15 protein-coding genes are annotated in these 18,163 nt (G+C 65.0%); 8 read left to right on the top strand and 7 right to left on the bottom strand.

What is annotated here, in order from left to right; translation table 11 throughout:
• Window positions 1-73: 73 nt before the first annotated feature.
• Together HBF25_RS00195 and HBF25_RS00190 are read left to right on the top strand one after the other, a co-directional pair.
• Window positions 74-847, top strand: coding sequence for an AraC family transcriptional regulator (locus HBF25_RS00195; RefSeq protein ID WP_166945424.1), 774 nt, complete (start codon window positions 74-76; stop codon window positions 845-847).
• Between the two features lie 113 nt (window positions 848-960).
• On the top strand, window positions 961-2,055 hold the full coding sequence (locus tag HBF25_RS00190; RefSeq protein WP_166945422.1) for an alkene reductase: 1,095 nt from the start codon (window positions 961-963) through the stop codon (window positions 2,053-2,055).
• 91 nt (window positions 2,056-2,146) lie between these two features.
• Here HBF25_RS00190 and HBF25_RS00185 read toward each other — a convergent pair whose 3' ends face one another.
• Entirely contained in the window at window positions 2,147-2,548 is a 402-nt protein-coding gene (locus HBF25_RS00185) for a hypothetical protein (RefSeq protein ID WP_208392348.1), read from the bottom strand.
• A 223-nt stretch (window positions 2,549-2,771) separates the two neighbouring features.
• Here HBF25_RS00185 and HBF25_RS00180 point away from each other — a divergent pair, with 223 nt between their 5' ends.
• Window positions 2,772-4,199, top strand: a complete 1,428-nt coding sequence (locus HBF25_RS00180) for a PepSY-associated TM helix domain-containing protein (RefSeq protein ID WP_208392347.1) — start codon at window positions 2,772-2,774, stop codon at window positions 4,197-4,199.
• Between the two features lie 87 nt (window positions 4,200-4,286).
• Here the strand turns inward: HBF25_RS00180 and HBF25_RS00175 are convergent, their stop codons facing one another.
• The 3 genes from HBF25_RS00175 to HBF25_RS00165 form a co-directional block, all read right to left on the bottom strand.
• Window positions 4,287-5,174: a patatin-like phospholipase family protein gene (locus tag HBF25_RS00175; RefSeq protein ID WP_166945420.1), complete on the bottom strand. Its 888-nt coding sequence runs from the start codon at window positions 5,172-5,174 to the stop codon at window positions 4,287-4,289.
• A 297-nt stretch (window positions 5,175-5,471) separates the two neighbouring features.
• Window positions 5,472-5,984 carry a GNAT family N-acetyltransferase gene (locus tag HBF25_RS00170; protein WP_166945418.1) on the bottom strand — a complete coding sequence of 171 codons (513 nt, stop codon included), beginning with the start codon at window positions 5,982-5,984 and terminating at the stop codon, window positions 5,472-5,474.
• Window positions 5,985-6,061: 77 nt separating this feature from the next.
• Window positions 6,062-7,189: a serine hydrolase domain-containing protein gene (locus HBF25_RS00165; protein ID WP_166945416.1), complete on the bottom strand. Its 1,128-nt coding sequence runs from the start codon at window positions 7,187-7,189 to the stop codon at window positions 6,062-6,064.
• A 234-nt stretch (window positions 7,190-7,423) separates the two neighbouring features.
• Here HBF25_RS00165 and HBF25_RS00160 point away from each other — a divergent pair, with 234 nt between their 5' ends.
• From HBF25_RS00160 to HBF25_RS00150, 3 genes are read left to right on the top strand one after another with little or no spacing between them, the layout of a single operon-like run.
• Window positions 7,424-8,437: a two-component system sensor histidine kinase NtrB gene (locus tag HBF25_RS00160; protein WP_166945414.1), complete on the top strand. Its 1,014-nt coding sequence runs from the start codon at window positions 7,424-7,426 to the stop codon at window positions 8,435-8,437.
• A complete protein-coding gene (ntrC, locus tag HBF25_RS00155) occupies window positions 8,430-9,815 on the top strand; it encodes a nitrogen regulation protein NR(I) (protein ID WP_166945412.1) in 1,386 nt (461 codons plus the stop codon). The genes HBF25_RS00160 and ntrC overlap by 8 nt, the downstream gene beginning before the upstream one ends.
• Before the next feature lie 4 nt (window positions 9,816-9,819).
• Window positions 9,820-10,275, top strand: a complete 456-nt coding sequence (locus HBF25_RS00150; RefSeq protein ID WP_166945410.1) for a GNAT family N-acetyltransferase — start codon at window positions 9,820-9,822, stop codon at window positions 10,273-10,275.
• Between the two features lies 1 nt (window position 10,276).
• On the opposite strand, the gene HBF25_RS00145 is transcribed toward HBF25_RS00150, so the two are convergent.
• On the bottom strand, window positions 10,277-12,763 hold the full coding sequence (locus HBF25_RS00145; protein WP_166945408.1) for a sensor domain-containing protein: 2,487 nt from the start codon (window positions 12,761-12,763) through the stop codon (window positions 10,277-10,279).
• Window positions 12,764-12,834: 71 nt separating this feature from the next.
• The gene (locus tag HBF25_RS00140) at window positions 12,835-13,965 is read right to left on the bottom strand and encodes a hypothetical protein (RefSeq protein ID WP_341777999.1); all 1,131 of its coding nucleotides are present in this window, start codon (window positions 13,963-13,965) and stop codon (window positions 12,835-12,837) included.
• 195 nt (window positions 13,966-14,160) lie between these two features.
• Here HBF25_RS00140 and HBF25_RS00135 point away from each other — a divergent pair, with 195 nt between their 5' ends.
• Together HBF25_RS00135 and HBF25_RS00130 are read left to right on the top strand one after the other, a co-directional pair.
• The gene (locus HBF25_RS00135) at window positions 14,161-15,447 is read left to right on the top strand and encodes an acetyl-CoA C-acetyltransferase (protein WP_166945404.1); all 1,287 of its coding nucleotides are present in this window, start codon (window positions 14,161-14,163) and stop codon (window positions 15,445-15,447) included.
• Between the two features lie 52 nt (window positions 15,448-15,499).
• Window positions 15,500-16,027, top strand: a complete 528-nt coding sequence (locus tag HBF25_RS00130) for an energy transducer TonB (RefSeq protein WP_166945402.1) — start codon at window positions 15,500-15,502, stop codon at window positions 16,025-16,027.
• Window positions 16,028-16,167: 140 nt separating this feature from the next.
• On the opposite strand, the gene HBF25_RS00125 is transcribed toward HBF25_RS00130, so the two are convergent.
• Complete coding sequence (locus HBF25_RS00125; RefSeq protein ID WP_166945400.1) at window positions 16,168-18,117, bottom strand: phospholipase D family protein; 1,950 nt, start codon at window positions 18,115-18,117, stop codon at window positions 16,168-16,170.
• Between the last annotated feature and the right edge of the window lie 46 nt (window positions 18,118-18,163).

Below are 18,163 nucleotides of genomic sequence, written 5' to 3'. Positions count from 1 at the left end.
AGTGACGCATTTGCCGGGCATCCCTGAAATGCGACAATGCCTCCCGGTTCTGCGACAGCAAGGGAGATCGCCAATGCGTCCGATCCCTACCTTCAAGCAATTGCCCGGCCCCATCTATTTCCGCCACGGCACGATGCCGCCCTCGGTGTTCGAGTCGCATGTGCATCCGTGGGGCATGCTCAACTACGTATCGCAAGGCCTGATGGAGCTGACCGTCGACTCGCGACGCATGGTGTCACCGCCGCAGTACGGTATCTGGATTCCGCCGGGCGTTTCCCATGGTGCGGTCAATCGCAATGCGCTGGAATTTCGCGCGGTGTATGTATCCCTGGCCATTGCAGCGAAGATGCCGGCCGAAGCCTGTGCGCTATCCATCAGCGAGGTATTGAAAGTGCTGCTGGACGAGTTTGCACGGCTGGACATCATCACGCCGCGCGAGCCCGCGCACGTCCGCATGTCGCGCGTGGTCATCGACCAGATCCTCGCCGCAAGACCGGTGGCCAACTTCTTGCCATCCAGCGAAGAGCCGCACCTCGTCGCCGCCATGGCATTCGCAAGAACATACATTGCGCGTGGCGATTCGGTGCGGGACATCGCCCGGTCGCAGCATATGAGCGTACGCACGCTGGAACGCCTGGCGCAGAGCGAGCTTGGCATCGGCTTCGGTGAATGGCGTCAGCGCCTGAGATTCACGCTGGGCGTGGAGTTGCTGGCGAAGCAGCAGTCGGTAGAGACGATCGCCCGCGAACTCGGCTACGCCACCGCGTCGTCGTTCATCGAGATGTTCAAGCGCCAGGCCTGCTGCACACCGGACCAGTTTCGCAAGGGCATGCTGGCGCGCGCCTGATCCCGTCACCGGGGATTGAATGTGGGGTCACCTGCCCGCAGGAAGACGGGCAGCTTATTTTGTCCGTTCCGTCCTAATAACGGCCCACATTTACTATACCGGTGACCATATTCATGTCAGAAAATCGCAGCGCAAGCCCGTTGTTCCAGCCCATCCGCCTCGGTGACCTCGATCTCAGGAATCGCATCGCCATGGCACCGCTCACGCGCAGCCGTGCGCTGAAGGGCGACGTGCCGCGTCCGTCCGCCGTCGAGTACTACAGCCAGCGTGCCTCGGCCGGCCTCATCATCACCGAGGCCACGCAGGTCGACGACAGCGCCAAGGGCTATGCGTTCACGCCGGGCGTGTATACGGATGCGCAGGTTGCCAGCTGGAAGAACGTGACCGATGCCGTGCATGCGAAGGGAGGTTCCATCGTGGTGCAGATCTGGCATGTGGGCCGCATCTCGCATCCGTCGCTGCAACCGCAGGGCGTGAAGCCGGTGGGGCCGTCCGCCGTGAAGCCCGAAGGCAATGCATTCACCGAGAGTGGCTTCCAGCCGCATGAGGAACCGCGCGCGCTGGAAGTGGATGAGATCCGCCAGATCGTCGCCGACTTCGCCCATGCCGCCACGATGGCCCGCAAGGCCGGCTTCGACGGCGTGGAAGTGCATGCCGCCCATGGTTACCTCATCGACCAGTTCCTGCGCGATGGCTCCAACAAGCGCCACGACCAGTACGGTGGCAGCATCGAGAACCGCACGCGCTTCCTCTTCGAGGTGATGGGCGCGGTGTCCGACGCCATCGGTGGCGGTCGCACCGGCGTGCGTCTTTCGCCGGTATCGCCCGTCAACGATTCCAGCGACAGCAACCCCGTGCCGCTCTACCTGCATGCGGTGGAAGGGCTCAACCGCTTCAACCCGGCATACCTGCATATCGTGGAAGGCGCCACCGGCGGCTCGCGCGACTACGTGCCGGGCTACGATTTCGGGGCCCTGAAGAAGGCCTTCCACGGCAAGTACATGGGCAACAACGGTTACGACTTTGCGCTGGCCGATGCCGCGTTGCGCGAAGGTCGCGCGGACGTGATCGCCATGGGCCGTCCGTTCATCAGCAATCCCGATCTCGTCGAGCGCCTGAAATCCGGTGCCCCGATCGCCCCGAGCGATCCGAACACCTATTACGGTGGCGACGAGCACGGCTATACGGACTATCCGTCACTCGGCTGAGCCTGATCGATACACGGCGGGTTGCTTCCTGAAAGAGGTAACCCGCCGTGTACTCATGTAAACCGTAGCCATCGGGCCACGACAAAAATACTCAGTGATCCTTCGGCGGGAGCCGGTAGGGGACGAACTGCCCGAGCACCACGAAGCCACCGGGTACGCCGGTATAGCGCTCCACAAGACGCACGCTGTCGAGTTCGCACAACTGCGAGCCGAAGGTGCGGGTGACCAGCACATCGCGCGAATCGAGGAATTCACCGCCCGAGCGCAGCTGGTTTACGTACCAGATGCTGCCCACGCGGTAGGCGATGGTGGTCTTGTCGATCACCTGGCTGTCATAGGCCTGGCTGAGGTCGATGCAGCGCTGGGGCTTGCCCGCGATGCGGCCTTCGGTGAGCTTCGCCAGCTGGGCGGCCGGATCGTCCTTGGCGGCCCAGGCGGGCATCACGACGCTGGCTCCCAGTGCCAGCAGCAGGAAGCGGCTACGCGTGTTCATGGCGACTCCGACGGTGGTGCGGGTGCTTCGATTCTAGTCCAGTCGTGGCGGTTTTATTGGACGTAACTTCATGCCTTCAGGCGTGGGATAGAAACGTCCAGAAGCGTTGTCGCAAGGATGGACGGACATCGCGCAGGCCACCGCGACACGTTGCCACGGTGGTGCCGCCGGTCACCAGTTCGTATGCCACCATCCCAACCCTGGTCCCTACTCCAGGTGCGGCGTGAACGCAGATACAAACCGGTTCCCGGAGCCATCGCCTGCGGCGGTGACGCTATCGCGAGGCGCGCGCTACCGCATGATCTGGCGGTGGCACTTCTATGCCGGGCTGTTCTGCCTTCCCTTCATTGTCTGGCTGGCGACGACGGGCATGGTCTACCTGTTCAAGCCACAGATCGAGCCGTGGCTGGAACGCGGCTATGCGCATGTGGCCCATGGCCCGGCGCTACCACCTTCGGCGCAGGTGGCTGCGGCGCTGGCCGCCGTACCCGGCAGCGTACTCAACGCCTACGAACTTCCCGTCACCACGGAGCAGGCCACGCGAGTCCTCGTGGGCAAGGGCCCGCAAGTCATTCGTGTCTTCGTCGATCCTTCTACCGCACGGGTGCTTCACGTCGTGAACGACGAAGATCGCTTCATGCGGGTGATCTTCTATCTGCACGGTGAACTGCTGGCCGGTACACCGGGCTCCATGCTCGTGGAGCTGGCGGCATCATGGACCATCGTGATGTTGTTGACGGGTCTTTATCTCTGGTGGCCGCGTGGCACGCGTTTGCGCGGCGTGCTACTTCCCCGGCTGAGACAGGGATCACGTATCTTCTGGCGTGACCTGCATGCGGTGACCGGCGTATGGATTTCCGCGATGGCGCTCGTGCTGCTTTTGTCAGGTCTTCCGTGGGCGAAGTCATGGGGTGGCTTGCTGAAAGATGCAAGGCAGGCTTATTCCCACGTGGTGGTTGCCCAGGACTGGACCACAGGTAGCGCTGACCAGCGAAGGATCAACCGCGAAGCCAATGCACCTGTCACGGATGAACACGCAGGCATGGCCGGGATGTCGATGCCGGGCATGGCCATGGATGACAAGACGGCTTCAATGCCTGTCGTGGCACCGGACTATTCACCGATCGACCGTATCGTTCCCGGCATGGCCAGCCAGCACTGGCCCGCGCCGGTATTGATCAGCCCACCTTCGAAGCGTTCGCCTTTCTGGTCGGCTCACTCCGATGTCCAGGACCGCCCTCGGCGGATCGACGCGCGCATCGATCCGTCCACGGGAAAGATCATCGATGTGACGCGATTCAAGGATCGTCCGTTCCTCGACCGGCTTATCGGCTATGGGGTGGCCCTCCACGAAGGCCAGTTGTTCGCACCACTGAATCAGGTGCTCGGCGTAGCCACGGCACTCGGCCTTTTGCTGATGTCCGTCAGCGCCACGGTGCTGTGGTGGCGTCGCCGACCATCCGGCTTGCTGGGGGCACCACCTGCGCACGGAAGCACCCGCGTGTCTGGCGCGTTGATAGCGGTCATTGTCCTTCTGGGGATATGCCTGCCGCTTTTTGGCGGAACCTTGCTGGTGGTTCTTATGCTGGAGCGGCTACTTGTCACTCGCTGGACCAAGGCCCGGATTTTCCTCGGTCTGGCACGAAGCTGAGTCAGACCGATCCTGACTGCCGTTGGCGTTACTCGTGCAGACCATGGCGCCCTTCTCGTAATACCCCTCGCGCGACATATAACCGCCTCAGAACACGCGATGGCTGCGCAGGGCTTCCACCGCATCCTGTCTGCCCAGTTCGTAGGCTTCACGAACCGTCGCGCGGGGCGTGCAATCCCAGGTGGAGACGGGAATGCGCTTGCTCGGCTGCCAGTACGTGCGACCGGCCCAGCGGAACAGCGGCGGCAGCTTCGGGTAGTGCCGGGTCAGCAGCACGAGCGTGCCCGTCCGTTCGGCATCGGTCTGGGGAGGAATGGGTGCGTTGTCCGTATAGCCACCATCGATGGCATGCGCGCCGCCGACAGGGCGTGCGGACATGATGGGCGGTGCGGATGCAGCCGCGATCAGCAGGTCCTGCGCAGACTGGATGTCGGTGCAGTCGTTGAGCACCATGAAATCCCGGCGCAGGCCCATCAGTGTCGGGAGGCGCGGATGGATGCTGTTCCACACGTACTTGTCGATGAGGTAGGCGAACGTGCCTGCCGCCACGGAACCACGCATGCCGAGAAAGCGTGCCGTTCGTGTCAGGCCCACCGTGAGCCGCGACGACGACTGGCGCAAGGTGTCGAGCGTGTCGGCATTGAGGAACGCATCGACCCAGGCCGGATAGACGCGCTGGTGGGCGAAGCGGAGCTTGAGCTTTGCGATGCCCGACCAGTCGAAGATCTTCGGCGTCTCGGCATAGAGCCGCAGGCAGGCTTTCAATGCCTCGCCGTCACTTTTCGTCAGAAACGATGCAGCGACGGCGGCTCCCGCACTCGTTCCCACGAGTTGTCCTGGTAGCGACATCCCGGCATCGAGTAGATGGCGCAGTGCCCCGGATTGCCACCAGCAGCGGTTACCGCCACCGGCGAAGACCAGCGTCTTCGTATCCCTGAAATCGTAACGGCGGAGTTCTTGGAATCCGGTGGTCATGAAATGGCGGCTCGTGGCATGAGTAGTCTCGGCGAATGGTCGGTGGGTGACCCCGCCATCCAATGGGGACACGCCGTTGCCATTAAAAGTGGTCTGTCAGATCGTCGGTCCATCCCATTCGTCGAGATACTTTGGCAGCGTATCCGCGATATCCATGACCCGGTGGCGATAGAACAGGTACATCGTTGGTAGGAGTGCAGCGGCAAGCTGCACCTACCTTGACCGGGCGATCAATACATTCGGGACCACTCGCATACCAACTTGGCATGCTCCGTGGCTTCACATTCATGGGTGTCCTCACACTCGTTCGAGCATATATCTCCGCATGATGTGGCCGTCGAGGTCGGTGTCGTTGGCATAACGAAACCCTAGGCGTTCCGCCACCTGGATTGATCTTCTGTTGCCAGCGCCGATAAGCGCTTGCACTTGTGATCTACACTGGACATCGAAAGCGTGCTGTAGCACGGCCGTCGCGGCTTCCCCGGCTATGCCTTGCCCCCAGAACGGCTTGTATGTATTCCAGCCAAGCTCAAGCACCGGATCCCGGTCGCGGAAGAAAGCTCCGACATTGCCGACCAGCTCACCGGTGTCCCGGTGTTCGATAGCCCACCAACCTGCGCCACCCAGGATCCATAAGCCGGTATGAGATCCGAATATACGCCACGCGGTTTTCCGGTCAGACAGGTACGGAGGCGGCATGCAATCGGGGTCCGCAAGGTGCGCAGCAAAAGCTTCAAAATCGCCAGGCCTGTACTCCCGAAGTATCAGGCGTTCTGTTTTCAGGTATGGAATAGACGCTGTAAAATTCATCTGATCAGCCTGAGAAAGTCACTCGGAAATGAAACAACGCTGGGTGCATGAATTTCTTAAGTTTGTCAGGGACAATCTCAGTGCGGGCTATCCAGGTACACATCGAGGATGCCTGCGACCAGCTTATAAGGCTGCGATGCCTGGAGATTCGTCAGAACGATCACCGTCAGGTGTCGATCGGGGATCGTGGTGATCCATACGGCCGCGCCACCCCCGGTGTGTATCGTTACATGCCCCTGCTGGCTGTCGTGCATGAGCGCCAGGCCGAAGTCGCCGGTTTTGCCGTCCGTCATCACGTAGGGTTTCGCCATCAGCGCGAGGCTTTCCGGCTTGATGATCCTGCCGCTCCATAGCGCGTTCTCCCAGGTGGCCATCGCCTCGATATTGCCGCTCAGTCCTGCGGCGGGCAGCAACCATTCCGTCGCTATCTTCGATCCGAATGGGTGGATGCCGTCGGTGGAAAGTACGGGTGCACCTTTCGCATCGAGCTGGAGCTTCGAGTGATCGGCCGTTGGCTGCAGGGCGGTATACAGCGAAGCACGACCCGGCACGAGCGTCCACGTATCACCCCAGCGCAAGCCGGTGATACCCAGCGGCTTCAGCAAGCGGTCGTCGATATATTGCTGGTAAGGCATGCCACTGACACGCGCGATAATGTCGCCGAGCAACATGTAGCCGGTCTGGTTGTAAGCCATCGACGTGCCTGGCGCCTTGACCGGCTTGCTGGCAAGCAAGGCCATCAGGTCCGCACGCGTACCCGCCAATGGCAGCACGTTGACGGTATCGTCCTGCACATTGTCGGGAAGGCCGGATGTGTGGGAAAGGCAGTGGCGTATCGTGACGGGCATCCATGAGGCGGGGAGTTCCGGAAGATACTTCCTGACCGGATCGTCGAGCGCGAGCTTGCCTTGCTCGACCAGTGTCATGATCGCTACGGCAGTGAATTCCTTGGTCGTGGAAGCGAGCGGATACAGCGTCGCGTTCGTCGCTGGCACGTTCAGTTCGACGCTGGCGAGCCCATAGCTCTTCTCGAGCACCACCTTGCCGTCTTTGATCACGGCGACGGATGCACCAGGCGTATGGCGAGCCGCCATATCCTTGGCCACCACGTCGTCCACCTGGACCGCCATGGAGGTTTCCGCATGCGCGAGCGGCGCCTGCGACAGGACCAGGGCCATCAACAGACCCGCGATATGTTTTGCCATGGCGGCCCCTGCTCCGATGAATGAATGGATGCATCCTATGGAGGGCCAGGCCCAGGCGTACGTGCCGGTCGGCCTCCGTACTTGTGGCCTACCGCGAGCCGCCATACACCGGTCAGTGGTCCGCGACGGCTGGCCAAATAGGTGTAGTACACGTGCGCGTACCATGCTGGCATCTCCATTGGCCATCGCGTTCCCCCGATTGCCACCGTTATCCAACCTCCCTACATTGGTGCAATGCATGCACCGGATACGAACGACCTGTTGACCCTGCTGGGTACCGGCCTTGCCCTCGTCGGGGCAGGAGGCGCCGTGTTGTGGATCAACCCCGCCCTGGGCGAGGTGCTGGGGGTGGGGCCGCGGACGGCGGTGGGGCAGCGGTTGCCGCAGCTGATGCGGGAGCCGGGTCTCGTCTCGCACCTGGCGCGGGCGCAGCGGGAGCGGCGGGCGTTTCATCTGCGGGCAGTCACCTTCGGGGTGGCGCGCGGCCGGGAGGTGACGGCCGACCTGATGGTGCAGCCGGTGGACGACGAGCGGGTGCTGGTCGAGGTGCATCCGCTGGTGAGGGAGCAGGGCAGCACGACGACGCCGTTGTCGGCCACGCTGCGCGGCTTCGCGCATGAGGTAAAGAACCCGCTGGCCGGCCTGCGCGGTGCCGCGCAGCTGTTACAGCGCCGGGTGCAGGATGACGATTTACGGCAACTGGCCGGGATGGTGATCGGCGAAGCCGACCGGCTGGCTGCGCTGGCCGATGGCTTGCTCCGGCATGGCGGCGCGGCGCGGATCGCGCCGGTGAATGTGCACGAACTGCTGGAGCGACTGGAACACATCATCGGTGCCGAGCCGGGGGCACCTGGCGTGCGTCACGACTACGATCCCAGCCTGCCGGACAGCCTTGGTGACGGCGACCGGCTCTTGCAGGTGCTGCTCAACCTGGCTCGAAATGCACGTGAGGCAGGGGCGGGCCTGCTCGTGCTGCGTACGCGCGTGGAGCATGGCGTGCGCCTTGGCGAACGGTCGGTACGGTCGGCACTGCGCATCGATGTGATCGACGATGGTCCCGGCGTGCCCGATGCGCTGCGTGACAGCCTGTTCCAGCCACTGGTCTCCGGCCGTCCCGACGGGACGGGGCTGGGCCTGGCGCTGTCACGCGAGATCGCGCAGGAACACGGCGGCGACCTGCGTTATGTGAGCCGCCCGGGCGAGACGACGTTCTCCCTCTACCTTCCGATGGAGCGTGCGCATGACTGACATCTGGATCGCCGACGACGATCGCGGCGTGCGCTTCGTGCTGGCCGAGGCATTGCGCGATGCCGGGCACTCAGTGCGCGAATTCAGCGCGGGCGATGCGGTGCGCACGGCGCTCGACGATGCGCGGCCGGCCTTGCTGGTCACCGATGTGCGCATGCCGGGTGAAGATGGCCTGCGCCTGCTTGAAGACCTGACCCGGCGCAATATCGGTCCGGTGATTGTCATGAGCGCGTTCACCGATGTAGCGACCACCGCTGCCGCGTATCGCGCAGGCGCCGTGGATTACATCGCCAAGCCGTTCGACCTTGACCAGGCGGTGGCGGCGGTGGAACGCGCCATCGCGGCGTCGCATGAAGACGTGGTGGTGCCCGAACTGCGCCAGGACCCACATGCCCTGCTGGGCGAAAGCGCGGCCATGCGCGAGGTGTTCCGGCTGATCGGTCGCGTGGCGGCCAGCGATCTCAACGTCCTGGTGACCGGCGAAACGGGTACGGGCAAGGAGCTGGTGGCTCGCGCGCTGCATGAGGAAAGCGCGCGCAGCGGCAAACCCTATGTCGCCCTCAATACGGCCGCCATTCCGGCCGAACTGCTGGAGAGTGAATTGTTCGGCCACGAGGCCGGTGCCTTTACCGGCGCCGCGCGTCGGCATATCGGCCGCTTCGAGCAGGCCGACGGCGGCACGCTGTTTCTCGACGAGATCGGCGACATGCCGGTGGGTTTGCAGACACGCCTGCTGCGCGTGCTCTCCGGTGGCGAGTACTACCGCGTGGGTGGCCGCGAATCCCTGCGCGGCAACGTGCGCATCGTGGCGGCCACGCACCAGGACCTGGATGCACGCGTGGCGGCTGGCTTGTTTCGCGCCGACCTGAAGCATCGGCTGGATGTCGTGCGCATCGCGCTGCCTTCGCTGCGCGAGCGAGGCAGCGATGTGCCGTTGCTGGCAAAGCATTTCCTCGCCCGCGCGGCCACGGAACTCAACCTGCCGCCGAAGCGCTTCTCGCGTGCCGCGATGAAGCTGATCGAGCAACGTGATTATCCGGGCAACGTCCGCGAACTGGAAAACCTCTGCCGCCGTCTTGCCGTGGTTGCTCCCGGCAGCGAAATCCTTGCATCGGATCTCGGCGCGCTTCCTGGCCGCGAGACGAAGTCGGGTGAATGGACGGACGCGTTGCGCCTGTGGGCGCAGGATGCCCTGGCACAGGGAGAGGCGGATATCCATGCGCGCGCCCGCGAGGCGCTGGACCGCACCCTGCTCCAGGTCGCGCTGGTGGCCAACGACGGTCACCGGCAGCAGGCCGCGGCGGCGCTTGGCGTCGGCCGCAACACCCTGACCCGAAAACTCGGCGCCTCGCGCAAGCGCCGGCCCAACAATGGATGAAACGATGACCCTGGAGATTCGCCGGGCGACGGTCGCGGATGCCGACACGATCGCCCATTGGAACAGCGCCATGGCCTGGGAGACCGAGCAGAAGCGACTCGATCCCGACATCATCGGTCGTGGCGTGCGCGCCGTCTTCGATGAGCCGCGTCGCGGCTTCTATCTCGTGGCGATGCTCGATGGCATGCCGGCCGGGTGCCTGATGATCACTTACGAATGGAGCGACTGGCGCTGCGGTGATTTCTGGTGGATCCAGAGCGTCTACGTGCCACTGGAGGCTCGTCGTGCCGGGGTATTCCGCGCGCTGTATGCGCACGTGAAAGGCCTGGCCGACGAAGCGGGTGCCGTGGGCATCCGTCTCTACGTGGAGACGGAGAACGAGCGCGCCCAGGCCACATACTCCGGCCTGGGCATGGAGCGCTGCCACTACTACATGTACGAGGCGATGCTGGCGCGCTGAGTCAGCGCGCGCCGGGCAGGCCCGTGTCCACTTCCGCGATGCGGGCTTCGAATTCGCGAGCGCTGACACCGCGACCATAAAGGAAGCCCTGCATCTGCGTGCAGCCCGATGCGCGCAGGAAGTCAGCCTGTTCCTGGCTTTCCACGCCTTCGGCAAGCACATGCTTGTGCATGCCTTTGCCCATGGTGATGATTGCCCGCACGATGGCGGCGCTGTCGCTGTCCCAGGCGGCGTCGCGGATGAAGGCGCGGTCGATCTTCAGCGTATCCACGGGGAAGTGCTTCAGGTACGACAGGCTGCAATAGCCCGTACCGAAATCGTCGAGGCTCAGCGTAACGCCCAGCTGCTTGATCTGGCGCAGCAGGTGGGCGATGTGGTCGCCGCCTTCCATCACCGTGCGTTCGGTCAGTTCCAGTTCGAGCAGGGTGGGATGCAGGCGGGTGTCTTCCAGCACGCTGTGCAGGGATTCGAAGAAGCGCGTGTGCTGGAATTGCAGCGCGGAGACATTCACCGAGACCGACAGCGGGCGATAGGTGCGCGCCCAGACCTCGGCCTGGCGGCAGGCCTCGCGCAAGGCCCAGTCGCCGATGGGCACGATGAGGCCGCAGTCTTCCGCCACGGGAATGAACTGCTCGGGCGTGTAGACATCCTCGCCATCCACCTGCCAGCGAAGCAGTGCCTCGGCGCCCACGATGGTGCCCAGTTCGACATCCACCTTCGGCTGGTAATGCAGGGTCAGTTCGTTGCGGGCCAGCGCGCGGCGCAGCTCCATCTCGATGCGCACGCGGGCGCTGTTGCGCTCGTTCATGCTGGCATTGAAGAAGCGGTAGCCGTTGCGCCCCTGCATCTTCGCCTCGTACATGGCGGTGTCGGCATTGCGCAGCAGGGATTCCGCGTCGCGCGCGTCGTCGGGAAACAGGCTGATGCCAATGCTGAAACTGATCGCCAGGGCGGCGGCACCCGCGCCCATGCCGATCGCCTCGCCGCAGGCCTGCAGCACGTTCTCGGCCACGATGGAGGCGTCGGAAGCGGATTCCACGTGCGGCAGCAGCACCACGAATTCATCGCCACCCAGGCGGCTCACGGTGTCGTCGGGACGCACGGCCGAGCGGATGCGCCGGGCCACTTCCTGTAGCAGGGAGTCACCTGCCGCATGGCCCATGGTGTCGTTGATCTGCTTGAAGTGATCGATGTCCACGAACAGCACGGCGGCGCGCTGGCCGCGCCGGGCGGCCACGGTCACGGCGAAGTCCATCCGCGATTGCAGCAGGGTGCGGTTGGGCAGGCCGGTGAGCGTGTCGTGGTGCGCGAGGTGGGCCATCTTCAGGGCCAGCGCGCGTGTCTCGCTTACGTCGTGGAACACCACCACGCCGCCGACCACGTTGCCGGCGTAATCGTGGATAGGTGCGGCCGAATCCTCGATGGGGCTGTCGAAGCCGTTGCGATGCAGGAGGATGGCGTCGGTGGTGAGGCCCACGATGGTGTTGCGGGTGACTGCTGCATGCAGCGGATTGGGAATGGGCTGGCGGGTCAGCGGATCGCGCAGGCGAAAGATGTCGTCCATGGGACGGCCCACGGCTTCGTGACTGCTCCAGCCGGTCATCGCTTCGGCGATGGGGTTGAGCGAGGTCACCACCAGGTGGGTGTCGGTGGTGATCACGGCATCGCCGATGGATTTCAGCGTGACCTCGGCCAGTTCGCGCTCGCGGAACAACGCATCTTCGAAGGCCTTGCGCTCGCTGATGTCCTGGATCTGCGAGATGAAGTACAGCGGTTCACCGCGTTCGTCGCGTACCAGCGAAACGCTGATGAGCGCGTGCACGATGTGGCCTTCGGCGTGGATGTAGCGCTTTTCCATGTGGAACGACTGCCGGTCGCCGTTGAGCACGCGCTCGGTGAGGGCGAGGTCGGCCGCCAGGTCGTCAGGATGGGTGATGTCCTGGAACACCGAGGTGAGCAGTTCGTCTTCCGTATAGCCGAGGATGTCGCAGATGGCTTCGTTCACTTGCAGCCAGCGACCGTCCGGCCGTACCAGGGCCATGCCGATGGCGGCATGGCGGAAGGCCAGTGCGAAGCGGCGTTCGCTTTCGCGCAGGCGGGCTTCCAGTTCGCGGCGTACCGAGACGTCGGCCAGCATGATGAAGACACCACGCACGCCTCCTGATTCGTCGATGTCCGGTGAGAAGGTGGCCTGCGCGAAGTGACGGCCATCGTCGTCGCGGATCTCGCGGTCGGCCACCGTCTGGTCACCGCTGAGGGCAGCCTCGAAGCCGGGGATGATGCGCTTGTAGAGCGAGGCGGGAATCACGTCTTCCATGCGCCGGCCGACCACGCTGCCCTCGATGCCCATCCATGTCAGGTAAGAGGGGCTGGCATAGCGATAGCGGGTGTCCGCGTCCACGTACGCGATCATCGCCGGCGCGCGATCCAGCAGATAGGCCGGCCAGTCGGCCGGAGATGCGGTCGGTGGTGGAACCGTGGGTTGCATGGAGGCGCCGGCTGCGGAATGCCGTCACTCTACCCGCCCTTCGCGGCCGGCGTATATCGTTCGTGAAGACCTTAGTGAAGGGCCGGAGCAGGTGCGTCGAGCGCACCATTCGCATCCAGCAGGATCTTGCCGAGTGCGTGCACATTCGGCGTGGCGGCGTAGCGGTCGGCGAGGTTTTCCAGCAGGAGGCCCAGCACGTTCGGCGCCAGCGGATAACCGTGGCCGAGAATGCGGGCCTTGCCGGCCGACGGCTGCGCCACGGTGATGGCGGCCATGCCCAGGCCGGCGGCTTCATGGGCGTAGAGCTCGGGCGTCGGCAGGGCCGGATCGGCGTCGGCCACATGCTCGATGAAATACGGCTCGCTGCGGGCGGCGTCGCCGTCCATGCGCAGGGGCACGTGGTGGGCGTCGAGCAGGGCAGCGTACTGGCGAAGTTCGAACAGCGTGCCGGCGAATTCGTGCGCGGCGCTGTCGCGGTGCTCGCCGTCCCGGGTGAACCAGCCGGCGATGCCGGGAATGCTCACCTGCCCGTCGGCATAGCGCAGCGGCAGGCCGCGCGAGCCCAGCGCCGTCTCCTGCTGGTAGGGCGTGAGCAGGGCGGTTTCGAGCATGGTCCACAGGGGCGCCAGGTTCACGTGCTCGTACTGCACGCAGGTGAGGGCCAGCAGGTCGTTGCGGCTGAGGTAGCGCGCGTGTTCCAGGCGGACGCCAAGCGTGCGCATGAGGAAATCCGCCGTGCGCGCGCCGGCTTCGCCACGACCCACCAGCTCTACTTCCATCGCGGCGGTGATGTCGTCCGCCTGGTCGGCCGGCACCAGCAGCATCCACGGGATGAGTCGCATCGGGCCACCGGCGTAGCGCGTATCGGGCACCAGCGGCTGGGCCGGCATGTGGCCCTCGTGCGTGCCGAAAGCCACCACGCCACCGGCCGTGGTCACGCGCGGGATACGCCGGGCCAGTTCCTCAAGGGTGGCGAACACCGGGTAACCGGGGCGAAGAATCTCCACGCCGTCGAACAGGGCACCGGCCAGCGCGAAGCGGGCGGCTTCCACGCCGGGCACCAGGGCGCGCAGGTCTTCTGCCACCAGGGCGGCCAGTTCCTGGGCTTCGTCGCGGGTGAGTTCGAGCCGGTCGGGGCTGTCGCCCCCGGCCAGTTCCAGCGCCAGCACGGCGGGGCAGGCGATCAGCGGCGACTCGGACACGGCGGGTTTTCCACAACGGCAAAGGAACGCCATTCTACCATCCGGGCTCTTCGGGCTTTCGCCGGGGAGGGATGCGGGTTAGCCTTGCCGATACGCGTTCGTCGGCGATCGTCGGCGTCCACGGCATCTTCGCCTTCGAACGGGTTCGCCCGCTCGGGCACTCCCCTTCGGTTCCGGATAGTTCCTCACAACAGCATGGATAAGACGCAAAAGCGCGTGGGTGTGGTCGGCGGCGTCCGCATTCCCTTCTGCCGCAACAACACCGCGTATGCCGACGTCGGCAACTTCGGCATGTCGGTCAAGGTTCTCGGCGCGCTGGTCGAGAAGTACGGCCTGCATGGCGTGGAGCTGGGCGAAGTGGCGATGGGGGCGGTGATCCGCCACTCGTCGGACTGGAACCTGGCCCGCGAAGCGCTGCTGTCCTCGGGCCTGGCGCCCACCACGCCGGGCATCACCACGGCGCGCGCCTGCGGCACCTCGCTGGACAACGCCATCCTCATCGCCAACAAGATCGCCACCGGCCAGATCGACGCGGGTATCGCGGGCGGCTCGGACACCACCAGCGACGTGCCCATCGTCTACGGGCAGAAGTTTCGCAAGCGCCTGCTGGCGCTCAATCGTGCGAAGACTCTCAAGGAAAAGCTACAGGTCGCCACCCGCGGCTTCTCGTTGAAGGAGCTCAAGCCCTCGTTCCCGGGTGTGGCAGAACCGCGCACCGGCAAGTCCATGGGCGATCACTGCGAGCTGATGGCCAGGGAGTGGAAGATCGGCCGCACCGAGCAGGACGAACTGGCCCTTGCCAGTCACCTGAAGCTCGGCGCCGCCTACGATGCCGGTTTCTTCGACGACCTCGTGGTGCCGTTTCGTGGCCTGAAGCGCGACGGCTTCCTGCGGCCGGATTCCACCCTGGAGAAGCTGGGCTCCCTGAAGCCGGCCTTCGACAAGACCTCGGGTCAGGGCACGCTCACCGCCGGCAACTCCACGGGCCTGTCCGATGGCGCGGCGGCGGTGCTGCTCGCCAGCGATGACTGGGCGGCGGCGCGCGGGCTGTCCATCCAGGCTTACCTCACGCATGCCCAGGTCTCGGCGGTGGATTTCGTCCACGGCGAAGGCCTGCTCATGGCGCCGACGGTGGCCGTGCCCCGCATGCTGAAGCAGGCCGGGCTCACGCTGGGCGATTTCGACTTCTACGAAATCCACGAGGCTTTCGCCGCCCAGGTGTTGTGCACGCTGCGTGCATGGGAGAACGACGACTATTGCCGCAACCGGCTGGGCCTCGACGGCCCGCTGGGATCGATCGATCCGTCGAAGCTCAACGTCAACGGCTCCAGTCTCGCGGCGGGTCACCCCTTCGCGGCGACGGGTGCGCGCATCGTCGCCACGCTGGCGAAGATGCTCGAGCAGAAGGGCTCGGGCCGCGGCCTGATCTCCATCTGCACCGCAGGCGGCATGGGCGTCACGGCGATCCTCGAACGCCCCTGACAATAAGGAAGAACGGCCGGCATCGAAGGGGTGCCGGCCGGGCAACATCTGCATGCTCGCATTACGTACCAGCACTTCTTTGAGCGCCCTGGGCCTTGTCCTCGGTATTGCCGGCACGAGCTGGCTTACCGCGCTTACCTATGAACGCGCACCTGCCTCCCGGCCGCTGGCCGAGGTGGTTATGCCGAAGCCTGCATCGCGTTCCGGCACGGCGCCGGCCCCGGCGGGCATCTTGCGCGACGAGCCGCCGCCGCGCGTGGTGAACCGGTCACGACCTGAGTCGTCGCCCATGGTGGCCGAGGCAGCGAAGCCGGAGCCGTTGCGTGCCGTGTACATGCCGTCGCCGCGTTATCCGATCTCCGCCTTGCGCGCCCGTCGAGAGGGCCAGGTGGTGCTCAACGTGACGGTGACGCCCGAAGGCGACGTGATGGGTGTGGCCGTGGGGCGTTCCAGCGGTGACTTCGACCTGGATCGTGCGGCGGAAGATGCCATCCGCCGCTGGCGCTTTGCGGCGGCTGATCGTCCGGCGCATTTCACTGCCGAGCTTCCGGTGCGGTTCGAGCTGACGCGGCCGTTTTGAGGGGGGCGCCAGCGAGGCGTTCCTGCCATGTCGCTTCGGTCCGGTCGCGCGCAGGCGCGCTCCTACAACAGCCGCTCCGGTTCGGTAGCCCTGCCGCATTTGTAGGAGCGCGCCTTGCGCGCGACCGGAAGAACGCAAACCTACAGAATCCCCGCCGCTGATGAACCGAAGGCCGTGATCATCCGCGTGTAGATAAGCTTCAGCGACACATCCACCTCCGGGAAGTCGCCCACGGCCTGATAGCACTCGAAGAATCGCGGGTCGCTCCAGCGCATCGGAATGCACCCCGGCTTCAGCTCATAGCTGGTGGCATAGCGAAACGGCCACAGGTCGAAAAATGGCAGCCTCTCCGACACATCGCCGATGAACTCGTTCACCGACGACAGCACGGGAATCGACTTCTGCCTCGGTCCGATCACCCACGCGTTGCCCGGCAGAGTGTCCTGCAGGATCGAACCACGCAGGCGGTCGGCAAAGCGCTTGTCGTAGACGATGACGCCCGCCTCGGTGTTGTAGTGGTCCGAGCGCGGGTCGAAATTGTGCGTGCCCACCATGGCGAAGGTGTCGTCCACCACGATGGATTTCGCATGCAATCCGAAGCGGATGCCGCTGGTGAGCAGCGGGGCGGGGCGATGGCGTGGGCCGCGTCGGGAGCGGATGGCCGCCGACAGGTAACCCGACGACTCCGACGGCGGCCCCGCGGCGCGCTCGGCTTCGGCCCGCGACTGCCTGCGTCCGCGGCTGCCGGTCAGCGTCGCTGTATCGTCCTCGTCGGTGGTGTCGACCGGCGGCGTGTAGAGCGCGTGGTAGCGGCCCTCCAGCGCATCGCGATCGACATCGGTTGGATGCGGCTTCATCTCGTAGATCTCGAAGCCGTAGTCGGTGAGATAGCGCTTGCGGTGCTTGTACGACAGCGCATACACCGCGAACGCATCGGTGGATGCCAGCGAATTGGTCGACACGATGATGCGGGGCGGGTCGGGCTGCTTGCGCAGGCGCTCGAAGATCTTCTTGGCCGGCCGGCTCATCACCAGGTAAGGGGTCTGCAGCACGATCTCGCTTTTCGCGTTGCGCACCATGCCCATGATGTGACGGGTGAGGGTGCGCGCCTCGCGACGCTTGGGTTCGTCGGTCTTGCCGGGCAGGTCGGAGAAGTACTCCACGCGATTCAGGCGCAGCGAGGTCGCCTGGATGTGGCTGCCGAGCCAGCCGGCGTCTTCCGCATTGGCGAGCAGCTGGGCCACGCGCTCGGGATGCTCGTAGGCCGGCTCCTTCCAGCGCTTGGTATCGTCGGTGTCGTTGACCAGCTCACGGTTGACGTCGCGAAGATGGGTGAGCGGTACGGCGCGCTTGTGCACCCAGAACTGCTCGAAGCTCTTGCCCATCGTGCGCGCCACGGGGCCGCCGACCATGACGTCGCGGTCGACGTAGTCGAAGGCATCGTCCCAGTCGAAATAGCGGTCCTCGTAATTCCTTCCGCCCGTGATGCCGATGAGGTCGTCCACCACCAGCAGCTTGTTGTGCATGCGCTGGTTGAACTTGAAGAAGCAGCAGACGATGCCGGCCGCGAATTCCAGCGGTGGCGTGCGGGCACTGTGGAAGGTCGGGTTGTAGAGGCGGATCTCCAGGTGATCGCTGGCCCGTGCGAGGCCGGCAAGCAGGCCCGGGTCGCGGAAGGAGAACAGCTGGTCGGCCAGGATGCGCACACGCACGCCGCGCCGGGCGGCATGGATGAGTTCGTCGAGCACGAGCTTGCCGGAGTCGTCCTGCTCCCAGATGTAGGTCTGCACGCCGATGCTGCGGGTGGCGGCACGGATCAGGTTGATGCGGGCTGCCAGGGCCGATTCGCCATCTTCCAGCAAGGTGGCCACATGCACCGGCGCCTTCGCCGTGGAAGCGGCATCGGCTTCGCTGGCCGCTTCCATCAGCGGTGAGGGGATGGCGCAGTGGTCCGCGCTGTCGCAGGTGCTCTGCCGGTCCACCGTCAGGCTGACCACGGCGTCGGCGCGCTGGATGCGCGCACGCGACACCGTGCAGCCGCCGGTGGCGAGCGAGGCGGCGAGGATGACGAACATAAGGACATGACGCATGGCGCGGATTCTAGGCGACGCGGAGCAACGCCACGTGAGTTCGTCC

The organism is Luteibacter anthropi, from assembly GCF_011759365.1.
GTDB classification, from domain to species: Bacteria; Pseudomonadota; Gammaproteobacteria; order Xanthomonadales; family Rhodanobacteraceae; genus Luteibacter; species Luteibacter anthropi.
Note: the sequence above shows the minus strand (reverse complement) of the source record. Positions and strands in the feature narration are given on the sequence as shown.

Excerpts from the sequence above, each read along its gene's own strand:
- HBF25_RS00160 (WP_166945414.1), top strand. The coding sequence starts at position 7,424 with ATGCATGCACCGGATACGAACGACCTGTTGACCCTGCTGGGTACCGGC.
- ntrC (WP_166945412.1), top strand. The coding sequence starts at position 8,430 with ATGACTGACATCTGGATCGCCGACGACGATCGCGGCGTGCGCTTCGTG.
- HBF25_RS00190 (WP_166945422.1), top strand. The coding sequence starts at position 961 with ATGTCAGAAAATCGCAGCGCAAGCCCGTTGTTCCAGCCCATCCGCCTC.
- HBF25_RS00130 (WP_166945402.1), top strand. The coding sequence starts at position 15,500 with ATGCTCGCATTACGTACCAGCACTTCTTTGAGCGCCCTGGGCCTTGTC.
- HBF25_RS00185 (WP_208392348.1), bottom strand. The coding sequence starts at position 2,548 with ATGAACACGCGTAGCCGCTTCCTGCTGCTGGCACTGGGAGCCAGCGTC.
- HBF25_RS00195 (WP_166945424.1), top strand. The coding sequence starts at position 74 with ATGCGTCCGATCCCTACCTTCAAGCAATTGCCCGGCCCCATCTATTTC.
- HBF25_RS00125 (WP_166945400.1), bottom strand. The coding sequence starts at position 18,117 with ATGCGTCATGTCCTTATGTTCGTCATCCTCGCCGCCTCGCTCGCCACC.
- HBF25_RS00135 (WP_166945404.1), top strand. The coding sequence starts at position 14,161 with ATGGATAAGACGCAAAAGCGCGTGGGTGTGGTCGGCGGCGTCCGCATT.
- HBF25_RS00150 (WP_166945410.1), top strand. The coding sequence starts at position 9,820 with ATGACCCTGGAGATTCGCCGGGCGACGGTCGCGGATGCCGACACGATC.
- HBF25_RS00170 (WP_166945418.1), bottom strand. The coding sequence starts at position 5,984 with ATGAATTTTACAGCGTCTATTCCATACCTGAAAACAGAACGCCTGATA.
- HBF25_RS00165 (WP_166945416.1), bottom strand. The coding sequence starts at position 7,189 with ATGGCAAAACATATCGCGGGTCTGTTGATGGCCCTGGTCCTGTCGCAG.
- HBF25_RS00145 (WP_166945408.1), bottom strand. The coding sequence starts at position 12,763 with ATGCAACCCACGGTTCCACCACCGACCGCATCTCCGGCCGACTGGCCG.
- HBF25_RS00175 (WP_166945420.1), bottom strand. The coding sequence starts at position 5,174 with ATGACCACCGGATTCCAAGAACTCCGCCGTTACGATTTCAGGGATACG.